This window comes from Aquidulcibacter sp. (genome assembly GCF_044346625.1).
In the GTDB taxonomy this organism is placed as follows: Bacteria; Pseudomonadota; Alphaproteobacteria; order Caulobacterales; family Aquidulcibacteraceae; genus Aquidulcibacter.
The window spans coordinates 1-17,213 of the sequence record NZ_JBIIYV010000006.1 but is presented as its reverse complement, the minus strand read 5'-3'; the positions used below and the strand labels follow the sequence as shown (position 1 = coordinate 17,213).

The following is a 17,213-nucleotide window of genomic DNA, read 5'->3' as shown; positions in this document are numbered from 1 at the left end:
GAACCATCTGAACCAGATGGAGCGGGCATTTCTCTCGCATGGGATTACGCCCTCGCCTCTGGGAGGTTCCAAAATGCTCTGCGTTCGTCTTTCTGAAAGGAACCCTTTTTTCACGTTGGCGTTGATGCGGTGATGCCGACCTTTGCCGGCGCGATAAGGATCAAGTCCATGCAGCCAGCTCCCCCAGATGCCCCGCGCACGACCATTCTGCCAAGCCTTGAGGGGCTGTTGCGTTTCCTGCCGCAAACCGCTGAGCCAAAAGACCGAAGCGTGGCAATTGTTGGCACATTCCCGCCCAGAAGATGCGGCATTGCCACTTTTACGGCAGACGTTCAGCGCTCTTTGAATCTGTTAGACGGCTGGGCCTGTGATCTGGTTCGCATTTTAGATGATGATGAAGCTTTGGCGGAGGAAACCGCCCTGTGCCATATCCGTCAGCATGTCCAACCCGATTACCGCAAGGCGGCTGACCGCCTCAATCATCTGGGCATTGATGTGGTCTCGATCCAGCATGAGTTTGGGATTTTTGGCGGCAATGATGGCAGCTATATTCTCGACTTGATCGACCGCCTGACCGCCCCGGTGGTCATCACGATGCATACCGTCATAGAGACGCCTACCATGGGGCAGCGCCACGTTGTTGCCGCCCTTTTGAGACGGGCAGACCAAGTCATTGTGATGGCAAAAAAGGGCGCAGACCTTTTGGAAGAGGTCTATGGGGCCGACCCGTCGAAGGTCACGATCTGCCCGCATGGCACGCCAGACCGACCGTTTGCCCGACCGGACTCCTTCAAAGAAAGCCTGGATCTTAGCTCGCACAAAGTGCTGTTGACCTTTGGTCTGTTGTCGCCGGGTAAGGGGCTGGAGACCCTGATCGCGGCCATGCCTCAGATTGTAGCTGTCCATCCAGACGTCGTCTATGTTGTCCTAGGCGCGACCCACCCCAACCTCAAACGGGTGGACGGCGAGGCCTATCGTGATGGCCTGATCAAGCTTGCCGAAAATTTAGGGGTTGCCAACCACATCCGCTTTGTCGATGCCTTTGTCGATGATGCGCTGTTGCTGACCTATCTCAGTGCCGCCGACATCTATGTGACTCCCTATCTCAACAAAGCTCAGGTCACCTCTGGGACCTTGGCTTACGCGATTGCTTTAGGCAAGCCAGTGATTTCCACACCATTCTGGCATGCGACCGAATGGGTAGATGAAACCTGCGGTGCGCTGGTCGATTTCGGCGATTCAGCAGGTTTTGCGACCGTGATCACCCGACTATTGGGAGACCCCGCACAGCTTTTGGCCGCTGGGCAGTCATCTTATGCCAAGGGCCGCACGACGATTTGGGAGCGGTCAGCTGAAGCCTATGCTGGTGCGTTTCAAACGGCGATTTCTCGCCGCCAAGAAGTGCATCAGGCGGCTCCCCGCTTGACCGATCAAAGCTTGCCATCGCTATTGGCGGTCCAACGTGTGACCGACGCTTGTGGGATCATGCAACACGCCTCCTATGGCATTGATAATCGGGCGCATGGTTATTGCATAGATGATGCGGTTCGTGCGCTCATCTTGATCCAACGTTTCAGGCAATTGGGCCATAAGAATCATACGCTAGACCATTTAGAGCGCACCTACGCGGCCTTTGTTCAACATGCTTGGAACCCCGACACACAGCGCTTTCGCAATTTCATGGGCTATAATCGGACGTGGCTGGAGGCAGTGGGTTCGCCCGACAGCAATGGCCGCGCTTTCTGGGCATTGGGCGAAACCGCCTGTAATTGTGAGCATGAGCAAGTTCGGTTGTGGGCCATTGCTCTAGCCAAACAAGTAGGTCCTGCGGTCGCGTCTTTAACATCGCTGCGCGCTCAGTGCTTTACGATCCTCGGGACAGTCAGTCTCTTACGTAGCGAACCCCATAATCTATCGGCCTATGACACTTTGGTGGACCACGCCGAAGGCCTGATGCTCCGATTTGAGACCCATAGCGCGCCCACATGGCAATGGCTTGAGCCTAGCCTTTCGTATGACAATGCCCGCATCCCGCAGGCCTTGATCGCAGCGGGCGTTAGCCTCGCCCGACCTGATATGTTGGCTATGGGCCTTAAAACCTTGGCCTGGCTTGATACCATTCAAAAGGCACCAAACGGATTTTTCCGCGCGGTGGGCAGTTCAACCCCGGCCACAGATTTTGCGCCTCCACGTCTCCTTGATCAGCAACCGATTGAGGCCTGCGCCACCATAGATGCAGCCTTGGCAGCTTATGAGGCCACCAAGCAAAGCAAATGGCTCATCATGGCTCAAACCGCCCATGCTTGGTTCTTTGGCGAAAATGATAATGGTCTGGCGTTGAGCGATCTCAGAGGCGGTTGCTTTGACGGTTTGACCGAAACCGGGCTGAACCGAAATCAAGGGGCTGAATCTATTTTGGCGCTGCAGATGGCCAATTGCGCGATGGCGCGTGCCACGAACATCGGAATCAACCAGCCGATGCGCCCAATCGGGCTATCCATGTGATCCAATTATTGGAAGGCACCCTTCTTCCCGACCCGTCTTTAGTTGTGATCCGGCCGTTTCACATCGCGCCAGAGCCACGCGATTTGCACCCAACCCAATTGGCGCGGGCACGCCGTATCTTCCACACGGTGGCCACCCTCGATCAAGAAACCTGTTTGCGTGCGTTGGCCCATGTAAACGCAGACTTCAAAGGACGACACTGGGAAACCCGCACCTTGTTTCTCGATCGTAGTGTGCGGATTTGTGAAGCGATTGCCGGTGATTGTGATACGCTTTCGTCGGCCCATTTGGAGCTGATTGGCGCTTATTTTTGCCTCGAATACGCCTATTGCGCTGCTGCGGTGACTAATCCTTCGATCGTGGCGCACCCGGATCAGACCGGCATGCGCCCGGGAGACTTGCGCTTCATTCTTTCCCTTCGAAATGTGGGCGAGGGGCATATCTCTTCCATTTCGTTTCGAGAAGGGATTTTGACGCGGGACGATACGATGCAGATATGGCCGCAAACCAGCCCAACTTTGGCCGCCAACTCTACCGGGCCTGATACGGGCGGCGTTGTTACGGTACAGCGACCACCAACCGTGCCCATTTCAGCCGCCGTGATCTTTCCGGTCACCAATGCCCAGCGCAATGGCCTAGAGGATCTTCGCATGGTGCGGTTTGAAGAAGAGGGCCAGCCTGCAACCTATCATGGCACCTATACGGCTTATTCCGGCCTTGAAGTGCGATCTGAATTGATGACGACGGCAGATTTCACCGACTTTAAGCTACAGCCCATGACCGGGACGGCAGTCGGGGCTAAGGGCATGGCGCTATTTCCCCGTCGTATAAACGGGGCCTATGCCATGCTCGGCCGCTACGATGGTGAGAGCCATTTCTTTATGCAATCCGACCGGCTTTTGAATTGGGACAAGGGCGAAATGATCGCCAGTCCAAAATACCTCTGGGACCTCGTTCAAACCGGTAATTGCGGCTCTCCAATCGAGTTAGATGAAGGCTTCTTGGTGTTGACGCACGGGGTGGGGGCGATGCGCAAATATGCCATGGGGGCCCTTTTGCTGGACAAGACGAACCCGCGTGTGGTCTTGGGCCGCACAGCCGAACCGATTTTGGTGCCAAGTGATCATGGACGCAACGGCTATGTGCCAAACGTGGTCTATGCCTGTGGTGCCTTGCGCAATGGTAGCAAGATCTTGCTGCCTTATGGGGTTTCAGATTCTTCGGTGGCTTTTGGCCTGATCGACATTCCAAGGCTCTTGGAACAGCTTCGCTAATCCAAGCGCTGGGAACCCTCAGGCAACTCAGGCGTTGCCTCGCAGACAGCTTTGACTGCCCGTCGATAAAGGATATTCCCATGACAATTTTCAATTTTCAAAAAGCCTATGCCATTTTGCCGCTCTTGGCGCTGACCTTGGGCGCGTGCTCCACCACCACGATTGAAGCACCAAAGCCGCAAGCGGTAACTGTTGTGACGGCTGACCCGATCGTGATGACCGTTCCTGCAACCGGCCCGGGCGATGTGGCAACTGTGGCTGCGGGTTATGGCCAGTTCAATACCTTGCTTGCGGCGGCCAATGCAGCAGGCGTGTATGACCGTCTGACCATGTCTGGCCCGATTACTGTGTTTGCGCCAACCGATCAGGCCTTTGCTAATCTCCCGGCTGGCACGCTAGAGAAATTGCTCAAGGTTGAGAACCGGGCTGCTTTGCGCAAGATCGTCTCCTACCATATCGTCAGTGGCCGGGTCCCGTCATCAGGCTTGATGGGTGCAATGATCACCAGCCCAACTTTGGAAGGACACTCGGTCTCCATCGACGGTCGTAACGGCGTTCGCGTCAATAATGCGACCGTGGTGCAAGCCGATATTCCGGCCAGCAATGGCTTGATCCATGCCATTGACACCGTCCTCATGCCAGCAGACTTGCCTTATATTCGCTAAACCAAAGTAGCTACCCTCTGTGCCCTCCCGTGGGCACAGAGGCTCGGCCTTGCGCGTTCCCCCTCCAACTGCGAATTTGCCTCCCGGTCCACTTGCCTTTTAAAGTGGCGGAGCACGCGCCATGACCTACCGCACCCTGCTGACCGACTATTTTGCTGCGGCAATTGCTGCTGTAAGCCCCCGACACGTGTTGCCAGCGGTGTTGCCAAGGGGGTTAGTCAAAGGCAAAACTTTGGTTCTGGCTTACGGTAAAGCGGCAGCCGAAATGGCCTTAGTTGCGGCGCAGACCTTAGAAGGCCAGATAACTGGCCTAGCCGTAACCCGCCATGGCCATGGCACCGATCTAAGTCACACCAAGATTGAGTTGATCGAAGCCCGCCATCCCGTTCCTGACGATTATAGTCTGCAGGCTGGCACCAAGATGCTGGAACTTGCCGCGACCGCTGGGCCCGACGACCGCGTGATTTTTCTGGCCTCAGGTGGTGGTTCAGCCCTTTTGTGCGCGCCCGCTGCAGGTATCACCTTGGTCGAGAAGCAGGCGATGACCGATGCTTTAGTGCGGTCGGGGGCTCCTATTCAAGACATCAATTTAGTCCGCCGCCATTTGTCCCACGTCAAGGGTGGGCGGCTCGCTGCCATTGCCGGCGCGCGTGGTGCTGAGCTGCACACCTTTGTTATCTCAGATGTAGCAGGCGATGATCCATCCCTTGTTGCATCTGGGCCAAGCATGGCCTCAACGTTCGACCCAGAAGGGGCTTTAGCTGTTTTGCAAGGTGCGGGCATAGACGTGCCAACGCACATTCATGCTGCGATACTGGCTAATCGCGCAGCAATCGCTTTTGAGCATCCTGTTCAAACTGTTGCCACCAATGGCGATGCACTGCGGGCTATCGAGCGCCGCGCTCTAGCCGATAATTGGCAGGTCGTGGATGCGGGTAAAGCTTTATCCGGTGACGCTGCGACCTGTGGGAAAGCCCATGCGATACAGGCCCAGATTTATGCCCGCACACCTGGTCGCTATTTGATGATTTCCGGTGGGGAGTTAACGGTCTCCAAAGCCCGCAAAGACGGCCAAGGCGGTCCTAATCTTGAATATCTGGTAGGGCTTATGTCGGCTCTGCCGCACCATGTCAAAATCGAAGCGCTAGCTGGCGATACAGATGGTATCGATGGCACGCAAGATAATGCCGGGGGCTATTTGCAAGCTTCTTGGGTGCAGCAGAACGACGCCCTCCAAGCCCTAGAGACGAACAAGACCTATCCCCTTGTCCAGCGTTTGGGCGGGCTGATTATCACGGGGCCGACCCGCACCAATGTGAATGATGTTCGCCTGATCGCCATTGAAGGTGCTTCGACATGACCTCGCCAATCGGTAGCGGTGCAAGCATCTCGCCCTTGCCAGCCGCACAATTGTCGCTAGAGGGGGAGCCCGCAGGGACGGCACATTAAGAAGGACAGACGTGTGAGCAAGTTTGGTGGCATTGATGCGGGCGGAACTTCGTGGCGCTGCGCAGTCTTTGAAGGCAAAGACACCATCCTCGCCCGGACTTCCTTTCCAACGACTACGCCTGCGGAGACTTTGGCGCGTGCAATTGCTTTTTTTAATGACCAGAAAGAGCAAGGCCAAGCGGTAAGCCGGATCGGCATCGCCTGTTTTGGTCCTTTGGCGGTTAATCCCGCAAGTCCGCGCTGGGGTCATATCCTTGCCACCACCAAGCCCAATTGGTCGGGTACAGATGTTGCCGGCCAAATGGCCGCAGGGACTGGCTTTCCAATTGCGTTGGAGACCGATGTTACCGCCGCCGCCTTTGCAGAGCGGGCATGGGGGGCAGGACAAGGCTTGGATGACGTGGCCTATGTAACGGTGGGAACCGGTATTGGCGCGGGCATCATTTTGGGTGGCAGAGCCGTCTGGGGCACCATGCATCCTGAAGCAGGCCATATGCGGGTGCCGCGCCATCGTGATGATCTGGCCTTCGCCGGTGTTTGCCCTTTTCATGAGAATTGCATCGAAGGCTTGGCATCGGCACCTGCGCTGTTAGCGCGTTGGGGTATGGATGCGTCGCACTTGCCCGATAATCATCCCGCTTGGGATATTGAAGCGCATTATTTGGCCCATCTTGCAGCCAATCTGGTGCTGACCACGGCCGTCAAAAGAGTGATCTTTGGCGGTGGCGTGTTGGCCCGTGCTGGCCTTGTTGAGCGGGTGGCGGCCAAGACCAAGGACTTGATCGGGCCCTATGGAACAGCCGCCCCTGGCGAAGGTGGCTTTGACGTTGTGGGCTCAGGCCTTGGCCTAGACTCAGGGCTTCTAGGGGCGCTTTGGCTGGCTGAACAGGCGCAAACTTAGCACAAAAACCGCCGTTCACAGACTTCTCAGGTCTTAATCTAGCAATAGGTCGTACAAAAAACCTAACTCTGTCAGAGAGAAAGACACTTATGTGAATTTTTTATGCAATGGATTGCACTATGGTTCTTGCAATCCATTGCATAGATGGTATCAAAAAGGTCAGGCAGGCCGACAGAGCCTTAGCTATAAACAAACCCTGGGAGTTAAGTTATGAAGGTTGCCCAATTCTCTAATTGCGTTTCTGCGATTGCGCTTGTTACGGCGCTCGCGGCAGCTGCGCCTGCGCTGGCCCAACAAGCCCCAGCTGCACCCCAAGAAGTTGATGGTCTGGAAGTTGTCATCGTGACTGCTTCGGGTGGTTATCGTACCCAGATCAATAGCTCGGTCTCGGTCACCACCGTCAATGCTCAAGCGATTGCAGACTTCAAGCCAAGTTCTGAATCTGAGTTGCTGCGGATGATCCCAGGTATCCAAGTGTCTGGTACGGCTGGCCCCGGCGGCAACTCCAACATCGCGGTGCGCGGTCTTCCGGTTGCAACGGGTGGTTCGCCCTTCGTGCAAATCCAAGAAGATGGCCTGCCAACCGTTTTGTTCGGTGACATTCAGTTCGGCAACAACGATTACTGGACCCGCTTTGACGCCAGCGTCGCCAATGTTGAAGGCGTTCGCGGTGGCTCTGCTTCGACCTATGCTTCCCAAGCCCCCGGCGCGGTCATCAACTACATTTCCAACACCGGTCTGCAACAAGGTGGCTATGCCCAGCTCAGCACCGGTCTCGGCTTCAGCGAAAACCGCTTCGACTTCCGCTATGGCGGCCCAATCAGCGACCAGACCCGCTTCCATGTTGGTGGCTATCTGAAAAAGGGCAGCGGCCCGCTGGACGCAGGTTATGACGTCAGCAATTCCTACCAAATCAAGGGCAATCTGACCCACGATTTCGCCGACAACAAAGGCTTTGTTCGGGTTCTGGTAAAGATCGCCGACACGCAAGAGCCAAACTACACGGGCTCTCCAGCTTTGGCCTCGATCAATGGGTTGGAAGTTTCCAACATCGAGCCATTCCCCGGCTTTGATGGCCGCACAGGTTCCAACTATTCGGTCTACAACCAAGATTTCTTGATCTTTAACCGCGACGGCGTGCTTGAGCGGGTGAAAATGGACGGCATCACCACCAAAGCAACTTCTTTGGGTGGTCAAGTTCGCTACAATATCAATGACAATTGGAGTGTCGATAACAACTTCCGTTGGACCGATATGAGCGGTGGCTTCGCGGCACCCTTCTTAAACGTCGGCACACGCGCCAGCGTGATCGGTTCGGTCATCAGCCGCCCTGGTTTGCCAAATGCGACCGTGGCCAGCATCCGCTATGCTGCAGGCCCTAAGGCCGGTCAGGCGTTCACCGACACCTATCTCGACAATAACGTCAATGTTCGCACCAACATCCGCGACATTGGCAGCACCGCGAACGACTTCAAGCTGACCGGGAATTATGACACGGGCTTCGGCGCTTTGACCGCTCGTGTGGGCTATTTCTACATGAAGCAGAACATTGCCATGGACTGGCATGTCAACAAGTCGCTGCGTGAGCTGAGCGGCAACAACCCATCGCAATTGGACCTCTTTGATGCAGCAGGCAACAAGCTGACCCAAGAGGGCATTTCGGGCTACAACAACAATTGGGGCGATTGCTGCGCCCGCGATTACGACCTCTCCTACACCAACACCGCGCCTTATATCGCGCTGGAATTGGATGCAGAGAAGTTTGCGCTGGATGGTTCGGTCCGCTTTGAATCGGTTGAGGCAAGCGGCAGCACCGTTGCTGGTGGCTCTGAATTCTTGGTCAATTCAGGTGGCGTCCAGATTGCAACGATCCGCGCAAACGGTGCCCGTGAAAACTTGAACTACACCCGCGACTACACCTCTTGGTCGTTCGGTGCTTTGTACAAGCTCAACGAAGACACCAGCTTCTTTGTCCGCCGTTCGAAGGGGGGCCGTTTCAACGGCGACCGTCAGACCGTCAGTGGCAAGATCACGGCCAATGGCTCGCTCACCCAAGCCGGTCGTACGGCTTCGGTTGACTTCGTGAACCAAGACGAATTGGGCTTGAAGAACCGTGGCGACCTCGCTGGCGGCCGCTACACGCTCGAATTCACGCTTCTCCAAGGTGACTTCAAGCAGAGCACGTTCGAATTGTCGGCCACACGCTGCCCCGGCGGCTCAGGCGGCTGCGTCATTGACGCTAAGTATGAGTCGAGCGGTGCGGAAGCCTATGCAACCTATCGCAATGGCCCATTCTCCGTCATTGGTAATGCCACTTATTCGAACGCGAAAATCTCGCGTCCAACTGGCAGCGGTGCGTCGGGCCCATTCACCCGTGCGCCTGGCATTCCTGACTTGAGCTTCACGGTCGCAGCCAATTATGACTTCAGTGACAAGATCGCTGTCGGTGTCAGCACAACCGGCCAGACTTCATCAATCGATGATGGCGGTCGCGAGTATCCAGGTGGTGCGGTCCTCAATGCAACGGCGAAATACTCGCTGTTGCAAAATGTCGAGCTTTCCCTCTCGGCCTACAACTTGTTCGACAAGTTTGACCTCCGTGGAAATGGTGGCGTGGTAAACGCTGGCGTCAATCCAGCGGTGATCAGTGGCAACCCAGCCTTGGGTCGCACAATTACGGCGGCGATCCGTTACACCTTCTAAGGTGAACCAGCCAATGCTAACAAAGAAATAAGGTTCCCCGCAGCGCGGAAACTTAGAAAGATGGGGCTGATCGCATCTGCTTTCGGCCCCATTTGTTCGACTAACAGCAATCTCTGGCTCGAGGAGGCGTTATGACCCCATCATCTGATCGACGCATCCGCTCCATCGTCATTGTCGGCGGTGGCTCTGCTGGCTGGATGACGGCTGCTGCCTTGGCCAATACGCTCAAACAAGATTGTGACATTGAGCTGGTGGAATCCGAATTGATCGGCACCGTCGGCGTTGGTGAGGCCACCATTCCGCCAATCCGCACCTTCAATGAAATGCTGGGCATTGATGAGCGCGAATTTGTTGCCAAGACCAAAGGCTCCTTCAAGCTTGGCATTGAGTTTGTGAATTGGGGCAGTCAGGGCAATCGCTATTTCCACCCGTTCGGGCCTCACGGTCGCGCCTTTGATATTGTCGGGCTGCACCATTTTTGGCTGAAGGCGCGTGAGGCCGGCGACACCACGTCGTTTGACGATTTCTCGATGGCTTGGTCTTTGGCCCAGCGGGGTCGCTTCACGCGCCCAAGCCCTGATCCGCGCCAAGTCATGTCGACCTTTGACTACGCCTATCATTTTGACGCCGGGCTCTATGCACGTTTGCTGCGGGAGTATGCCGAAGCGCGCGGCGTAACCCGCCATGAGGGTAAAGTCGTCAGCGTCCGTCAGCACAGTGAAACCGGCTTTGTTGAAGGCGTGACGCTGGAGAGCGGCCTAGAACTGACCGGCGATCTTTTCATCGATTGCTCTGGCTTCCGCGGCCTGTTGATCGGCGAAGCCCTCAAGGTCGGCTATCAGAATTGGACGCATTGGCTACCCTGCGACCGCGCGGTGGCAATGCCCTGCGCCAAGGTCGGCGACATGCTGCCATATACGCGCTCAACCGCCTGCGAGGCTGGCTGGCAATGGCGGATACCGCTGCAGCACCGCACCGGAAATGGCTATGTCTATTGCAGCAAGTTTATCTCCGACGAAGATGCAGAAGCCTCGCTTCGTGCAAATCTCGATGGTGAGGCTTTGGCCGGACCGAATAAGCTCCGCTTCACAACGGGACGTCGCGACAAGTTCTGGGAAAAAAATGTCGTCGCCATTGGCCTCTCCAGTGGCTTCTTGGAGCCGCTTGAATCCACGTCGATCCATTTGATCCAAGCCGGTATTTCAAAACTGCTGGCCTTGTTCCCTCAGCGCGACTTTGATCCGCTGATTGTCGACGAATATAACCATATTGCCGGAACCGAGTTTGAGCGCATCCGCGACTTCTTGGTCCTGCACTATAAGTTGACCACGCGCGATGACAGCCCGCTGTGGCGCTATTGCGCCAGCATGGACATTCCCGAGACGCTGAAACTCAAGATCGACCACTTCCGCCGCTATGGTCGCCATATTGCGCGCGAAATGGATTTGTTTGGTCAGCCGAGTTGGCTCGCAGTCCATATCGGGCAAGGCAATATCCCCCAAGACGTTGATCCTGTGTTCGACTTCCGGGGCACGGATGGCCGCGACTATCTCGGCAAACTCAGGGCAGCCATGGTGGCAAGCGCTGAGCAAGTCCCCACACACCAAGCCTTCGTCAACCAACATTGCGCGGCAGAAGGAGCGGTTCTCTAGGTGACCTATCCCTGCCTCCAATACCCCTCAATCCGATGACGACCGACCAGGACGAGTTCAGCGTGCCCCTGACTACTTCTAAGACCCTTCTGCCAGATGCCAGCAAGCCTTGGCGACCCAATTTCTGGCGTGCGTCGCACTTGGCGCAGATTGATTTTGCTAATCTACCAAGCCCGCGCATCTTTGGTCAGGACGATGTCCAGCACCTCGACCCGGCTTTGACCTTATGGGATATCTGGCCCGTCCAATTGGATAATGGTGACCTCGTTGAACTCGATAGCGGCACCCTGTGGGTGATGTTGTCGGCCCCTCGCTTGCCCGACCCCGACGTACGCCACAATATGGCGCGCATGCGTCTTTTGTTGAAGACCCAAGCTGGTTGGCGGGATTGCGGAAACCTACTTCCCGATGGCTTCTCGCCAGGCAGTCGCGAGTGGTCTGGCTCAACCCGCCTCAACCCAGACACGGGCGAAGTCACCTTGTGGTTTACCGCGGCAGGTAGGCGTGATGAGGTCAAGGCAGACTTTGAGCAGCGCCTGTTTCATGCCGTCGGCACCTTAAAGCTTACCGGCAGCCTGCCGCGCGTGACCAGCTGGCACAGCTTGACCCAAACCGTCGTCAACACAGGTGAGTTCTACGCCGATCTCTCCGTCACCCAAGGCGTGCCGGGTCAGATCAAGGGTTTTCGCGATCCCTATTGGTTCCGCGATCCAGCTGACGGGGCAGGCTATGTGCTGTTCACTGCTTCGCGTGCGTCTCACTTACCCGCCAGCCCTTATGACGGCGTAATCGGGCTGGCCAAGGCAACAGATGTCGACGGGCACCAGACCTTTGAGCTCCTACCCCCGATCCTCGATGCCTTTGGCTTAGCGAGCGAGATGGAACGGCCGCATATGTTTGTGCGCGATGGCCTCTATTATGTGTTCTGGTCGACCCAGACCCACATTTTTGACCACCGTTTTGCTCAGGGGCCGACAGGGCTTTATGGGATGGTTGGCCCTTCGCTGTTTGGGCCATTTGAGCCGTTGAATGGGTCTAGCCTCGTGCTCGCCAATCCGCTGGAGGAGCCACGCCAAGCCTATGCCTGGCAGGTCTTGCCATCGCTCGAAGTCGTCAGCTTTGTCGATTTTTGGGGCCTAAAGGGCGGCGATATCCATAGCGATCCAAGCCTCAAGCAAAGCCAGTTTGCTGGCTCTATCGCGCCTTCCAGCTATTTAGATCTGCAGGGGACCACCAGCACCATTATCGGCTAGCTTGGTTGGCGAATATCAAACGCTAGGCTTAAGCGCTCACCCGCTTCAATCGGCACGGTCCGATGCCAATGGGTGGACGGGAACAGCACCAAGGTCCCGGCTTTGGGCGCGAGTTGGTGGGTGGGGTTAAGCCCCAGATTGAGTTCGGGTGGTGCTTCGCCAAATTGCAGATAGCCCGCAGGCGCTGGGCCCGCCTCGGTCTCGCTGGGCATATCAATATGCAAGGCCGAACTGATCCAGCCCATCGGGTGCGTATGCACGCTATGGAAGCCTGCCGCCTTCAAGAGGACAGACCAACTGCCTTCAAACAGGATGGGCCGATCCCGGGGTGGGGATAACAAGGGGTGGCCCTCTTGTGGTGCGGGCAGTGTCTCCAAATAGGCTCGGACCGCGCCCGTGATCTTTTCTCGCACGCGCTGCAGGATTGGAATGGGGCGGAAGAAAAGTTGACGGTCAGTCTGCGTGCCGCCCTTCACCGATTGCTCAAGATAGGGTGCTTGGGCCGTGTGTAGGTCTCGTAAGCTGCCCGCCAATTGCGCGAGCTCATCCGGGCTCAGACCCAAATCAATAGCGCGAACATAGTCATCACCCGATCCATCCAGCCACGCGGCGGCAGGATCCTTGGTCAACCGCCAGCCCAATGACAGATAGGGCCAGAACAAGCGCGCCTGTGGGGTGTTGCGATAAAGCTCTGCGCGGGCAAGGGCTGCGTCAACCGCGCCACACCGAAAGGCATGGCGCACACGACAGAGATCAAGGCCGGGGTCCACCACATCTGCGACGGTGTCAAATAGGTTGGGATCTAGGCTTTTGGGGCCATTGCTTTCGCTCTCTATCGAAAGCCGGGCAATTTCTAGGCCTCGGCTTGGCCCCAGACGCGTGATGGCTTCTTGCACGCACACACGCGCATCATCCCAAGCCTTTGCAGACGATAAGAGGTGCACATGCGCCAGTCTGAGGCTTAAATTATCTGGCAGCGCCTCGATCGCGCGGCGATAGCTTTCGTCAAAATCGTCGCGCCGCCCAATGGCCACCCGCAAGGTTGCGAAGCTTTTGTGCCCGTCGAGCCATTGGGGATGTTGCCTCAACGTATCCATCAGGATCGATTGAGCCCGCTCAGCGTCGCCTTCAGCTGCCAAGGCTGCAGTATAGGTCCGGATCAGATGTGGATTGGCAGGGTCTAGCGCTGAGGCGCGATCAAAGGCTGGAACGGCGTTTCGACCGGTCTCAAACAAGACTTGGGCATAAGCAAAGGCAGAGACTGGATTTGTCGGGCTTTCAGCGACCGCCCGCTCTAAAGCCTCAAGCGCGCCCTCCATATCTTGAAGGTCGTGCTTTGCCAGTCCAATCTGGAGCCAATTGAGTGCCATCATCCTGCCTAGGCGGGGCGCTTCTCCCGCACCCACAGCACGCAGACTGCCGCAATCACCAACATGATACCAGCCATGGTGATCACATGGCGTGGATCTCCGCCCATGAGCGGCTCATAATAGAAGGGCAGGGTGGCAGCGATCAGCAACATGGGGATCACGATCATCATGTTGAAAATGCCCATATAGACGCCTGTCCGCTCTGGCGGCACAGCCCCGGACAGGATCACAAAGGGATTGCCCATGATGCTGGCCCAAGCCAGTCCGATCCCGATGGCCGGGATGAAGAGGAGGGCTTTGTCACTGATATGGGGCATGAACAACATGCCTATCCCGCCCAAGGTTAAGCAGAATGCGTGCATGATTTCAGGGCCAAAGCGCTTGGTAAAGGGCACCATCGCAAAGGCTGCGATAAAGGCGATCCCATTATAAAAGCCGCCAATCTCACCATTGGTGACTACCGCCATTCGGAAGCCTTCTGACACCGCCTCCGACGTGCCATATACCGACCTACCGATTGAATAAATGATATAGCCCCAATAGGCCGCCATCCCGTACCATTGAAACAAACTCATGAGCGCAAGCTTGCGCATCACCTGGGGCATGGTGACAATGGCATCCCAGATTTCAAGGATTGTCCCGCTCACCGTCAACGGCTTACTTTTGATATAGGCGACCTCGTCCTCGGTCAGGGGCAGTTCGCGCACCCTGAAAACCGACCAGAGAATGGTGCTGATCGACAGCACCGCCCCAATGGTGAACGCGACCTTGGTCGTCTCTGGGATATTGTGGGCATCGACCGCATTCACATCAAAGCCCAAGAGATTGATCATGATTGACGGCGAGAGAAAGGCCAACATTTGCGCGAGACCCGTAAAGGCGCTCTGAGACAAGAAGCCAAATTGCCTCTGATCGGGGTTCAAGCGGTCGCTCACATAAGCCCGATATGGCTCCATCGTGATGTTGTTGCCGGCATCTAGAATCCATAGGAGTGAGACTGCCATCAGGATGGATGAGCTCAAGGGCATAAAGAAAAGCCCTAGCGAACACATGATCGCCCCAACAACGAAATAAGGCGTGCGGCGGCCCCATTTGCTGGCGGTCCGGTCACTCATCGCGCCAATGATTGGCTGCACTAAAAGACCTGTCAGCGGACCGGCGAGCTGTAGCAAGGGGAGGGAGGCTTCGTCAGCCCCCAAATAGCTATAGATCGGGCCCATATTGCCTTGTTGCAGGCCAAAGCTGAACTGCAAGCCGAGAAAGCCCAGATTCATTTCCGCAATGCGCCATAGGGGCAAGTGCGGCTTCATCGCCGGTTGAGTCATGTTCTTCCTCCCAAAAATACACCGGCGCTTTTGCGCTCTGTTATCCGCGATTTACGCTACCGCAATCGATTGCAAAATCAAGCACAAGTTACAATCGTGACCCATTGGGATGTTTCATCAGGGCTGGCTTAACCGGCGCTGGCCCCGCCGCACGACTTACGCACGACAAGTTTGGGCAGAAGAGTGGCCGATGGCGCGTCTTCGCCAGCCATGCGCTTGAATAGGAGGTCGACGATGGTCTTGGCCCCTTTGGCGAGGTCTTGTTGCACGCTGGTCAACGGCGGGGTCGATTGGGCGGCGATGGCAATATCGTCAAAGCCTACGACGCTTACTTGGCCCGGTACATCAATCCCCGCCGCGGCGAGTGCTTGGATGGCGGCAAGGGCGATAATGTCTGAAGTGGCGAAGATCGCATCAAATGGGGTACCGCTCTCAATCAATTCTCGCGCGGCTTCGTATGCGGTTTCAAACGAAAAGTGCGCGGGGATAACAAGGGCAGGGTCTTGCTCAATGCCCGCAGCCCGCAGCGCCCGAACATAGCCTTCATAACGCAAACTAATCTCGGGCAGTTCCAGCATGCCCAAGAAAGCAATGCGCTTGCGGCCCAGCCCCAACAGATGATCTACCGCCCGGCGCGCGCCGCCAATATTGTCGGTGCCAACGGAGCAATAGACCTGCCCACTCAAATGTCCGCCCCAAACCACCAGCGGGTGGTAGGATTCTGCCGCCTGATTGAGGGCTTCATGTTGATCCGACTGGCCGACAATCACCAAGCCATCTTGGCGATGGGACTGGATGATCCGATTGAGCCAGCCGTCTGACGTGTCGGTGACACGGCACAAGAGCACTTGATAGCCGCGCGTCGTGATCTCATCAGCCAGGCGACCAAACATCTCGATGAAGAAAGGGTCCGAGATTAATTGCCCGACATCATGGCCCAGTGGAAACACCACACCAATCGTCTGGGTCTTCCGCATACGGAGTGAGCGCGCTGATTGATTGATGACATAGCCAGCCTCGGCGGCAATGCGCTGAATCTCGCGGCGGCGATCTTCTGGGATGAGCGGGTTATCCGCCAGCGCGCGCGAGACCGTGGACATAGAGACCTTCGCCAAGCGGGCCACATCGGCCATCTTCAAGGGGCCATCATCTGCCACAGCATATCTCCTCTTGCGGGTGCAAAGTTGCCAAAACTTGTCCGCACTTTCTGAAACTGGATTTGAAAGCGAACGGCAATTTATGCAACCGATTTCTGCATGAAGGATATACTTTTTGGGTTGGGCGCGGGTGGATGTACAAACCATAGCCACCGCAATGCGGTTCTCTGTGGTCACTTACCCTTATTTTGGATTTACCCGAAGCAGGATCGGCTGCTCGTAGCCATCACAATACACAGCTGATGGCGTTACCGAGCAAGAAAAGTAGTCAAACTTCTCTTGTTTCATATCAATTCCATTTCGGTTCTCGAATTCCACAATTGTGCGAACGTTTATATCAGGTATGTTCAAGTCATAAGCTGCACGTTCCCTACATTTATTCTTAGCGCAAAAGACGGCAAAAACGCTCTCCGCGATGGCTGCGCGGGAACTTATTGGGTCGAAGATGATTTTCCGTGCATCAGCTTCAACTTGGCTCTGACGATCTAAGTCGCATGACCCGATCAGCATTGCTGCGCCAATGGCCGCAAACAGTGCTTTGACTGAAGAATGGACCATTGACTGCCCTCCGCGCCTTCTGGCTCATTCCATCTTTGGAATTCACCGTCGTCAAGCAAAACTTGAGGATGTGCAGTTGGGTAAGCATCCTACTTGGAATGGCTCTAAGCTTTGCTTTGCTCACTATAGAGCCGTCCGACAATTGTTCTTGCGCGCTCAAACTCGAAAACGGCCTTTGCATAGGCAGAGCCTGCGGCAAAGGCGTGTGTGGACGCCCTAGTTTTTGCAAGTGCTTTTTCAGTTTGTTTGGCTGGATCAGTTAGGTGCGGTCGTGTGTCCGGCTTCTGATGCAGCCTTTCAACGACTGCGAGCCACGATGGTGTGCGCGATCAGGTTCATATCGTTCCAGCGTGCTTTGATGCACCTACCTTTGCTCTGAGTATCCTGATCGTGTTTCCTAA

Annotated in this window: 12 protein-coding genes; 8 read left to right on the top strand and 4 right to left on the bottom strand. The window is 56.1% G+C overall.

Annotated elements, in window-relative coordinates:
* The first annotated feature begins 168 nt into the window (after nucleotides 1–168).
* From ACIQ20_RS03285 to ACIQ20_RS03250, 8 genes are all read left to right on the top strand, one after another.
* Nucleotides 169–2,505 (top strand): glycosyltransferase, encoded by a 2,337-nt coding sequence (locus ACIQ20_RS03285; RefSeq protein ID WP_395777403.1) that lies wholly within the window; start codon nucleotides 169–171, stop codon nucleotides 2,503–2,505.
* Nucleotides 2,502–3,779, top strand: a complete 1,278-nt coding sequence (locus ACIQ20_RS03280) for a glycoside hydrolase family 130 protein (protein WP_395777401.1) — start codon at nucleotides 2,502–2,504, stop codon at nucleotides 3,777–3,779. Before ACIQ20_RS03285 ends, ACIQ20_RS03280 begins: the two co-directional genes overlap by 4 nt.
* An 80-nt stretch (nucleotides 3,780–3,859) precedes the next feature.
* Nucleotides 3,860–4,444: a fasciclin domain-containing protein gene (locus ACIQ20_RS03275; RefSeq protein WP_395777399.1), complete on the top strand. Its 585-nt coding sequence runs from the start codon at nucleotides 3,860–3,862 to the stop codon at nucleotides 4,442–4,444.
* Nucleotides 4,445–4,565: 121 nt separating this feature from the next.
* On the top strand, nucleotides 4,566–5,804 hold the full coding sequence (locus tag ACIQ20_RS03270) for a glycerate kinase (RefSeq protein ID WP_395777397.1): 1,239 nt from the start codon (nucleotides 4,566–4,568) through the stop codon (nucleotides 5,802–5,804).
* 102 nt (nucleotides 5,805–5,906) lie between these two features.
* Complete coding sequence (locus ACIQ20_RS03265) at nucleotides 5,907–6,794, top strand: ROK family protein (RefSeq protein WP_395777395.1); 888 nt, start codon at nucleotides 5,907–5,909, stop codon at nucleotides 6,792–6,794.
* 210 nt (nucleotides 6,795–7,004) lie between these two features.
* Entirely contained in the window at nucleotides 7,005–9,497 is a 2,493-nt protein-coding gene (locus ACIQ20_RS03260) for a TonB-dependent receptor (protein ID WP_395777393.1), read from the top strand.
* Nucleotides 9,498–9,628: 131 nt separating this feature from the next.
* Complete coding sequence (locus tag ACIQ20_RS03255) at nucleotides 9,629–11,149, top strand: tryptophan halogenase family protein (RefSeq protein WP_395777391.1); 1,521 nt, start codon at nucleotides 9,629–9,631, stop codon at nucleotides 11,147–11,149.
* Between the two features lie 62 nt (nucleotides 11,150–11,211).
* Nucleotides 11,212–12,402, top strand: coding sequence for a glycoside hydrolase family 68 protein (locus ACIQ20_RS03250; RefSeq protein WP_395777389.1), 1,191 nt, complete (start codon nucleotides 11,212–11,214; stop codon nucleotides 12,400–12,402).
* Here ACIQ20_RS03250 and ACIQ20_RS03245 read toward each other — a convergent pair.
* The 4 genes from ACIQ20_RS03245 to ACIQ20_RS03230 form a co-directional block, all read right to left on the bottom strand.
* On the bottom strand, nucleotides 12,399–13,772 hold the full coding sequence (locus ACIQ20_RS03245) for a putative 2OG-Fe(II) oxygenase (protein ID WP_395777387.1): 1,374 nt from the start codon (nucleotides 13,770–13,772) through the stop codon (nucleotides 12,399–12,401). The genes ACIQ20_RS03250 and ACIQ20_RS03245 overlap by 4 nt on opposite strands.
* Nucleotides 13,773–13,780: 8 nt before the next feature.
* On the bottom strand, nucleotides 13,781–15,097 hold the full coding sequence (locus ACIQ20_RS03240) for an MFS transporter (RefSeq protein WP_395777385.1): 1,317 nt from the start codon (nucleotides 15,095–15,097) through the stop codon (nucleotides 13,781–13,783).
* 128 nt (nucleotides 15,098–15,225) lie between these two features.
* A complete protein-coding gene (locus ACIQ20_RS03235) occupies nucleotides 15,226–16,230 on the bottom strand; it encodes a LacI family DNA-binding transcriptional regulator (protein ID WP_395777527.1) in 1,005 nt (334 codons plus the stop codon).
* Between the two features lie 207 nt (nucleotides 16,231–16,437).
* Nucleotides 16,438–16,812 (bottom strand): hypothetical protein, encoded by a 375-nt coding sequence (locus ACIQ20_RS03230; protein WP_395777383.1) that lies wholly within the window; start codon nucleotides 16,810–16,812, stop codon nucleotides 16,438–16,440.
* Between the last annotated feature and the right edge of the window lie 401 nt (nucleotides 16,813–17,213).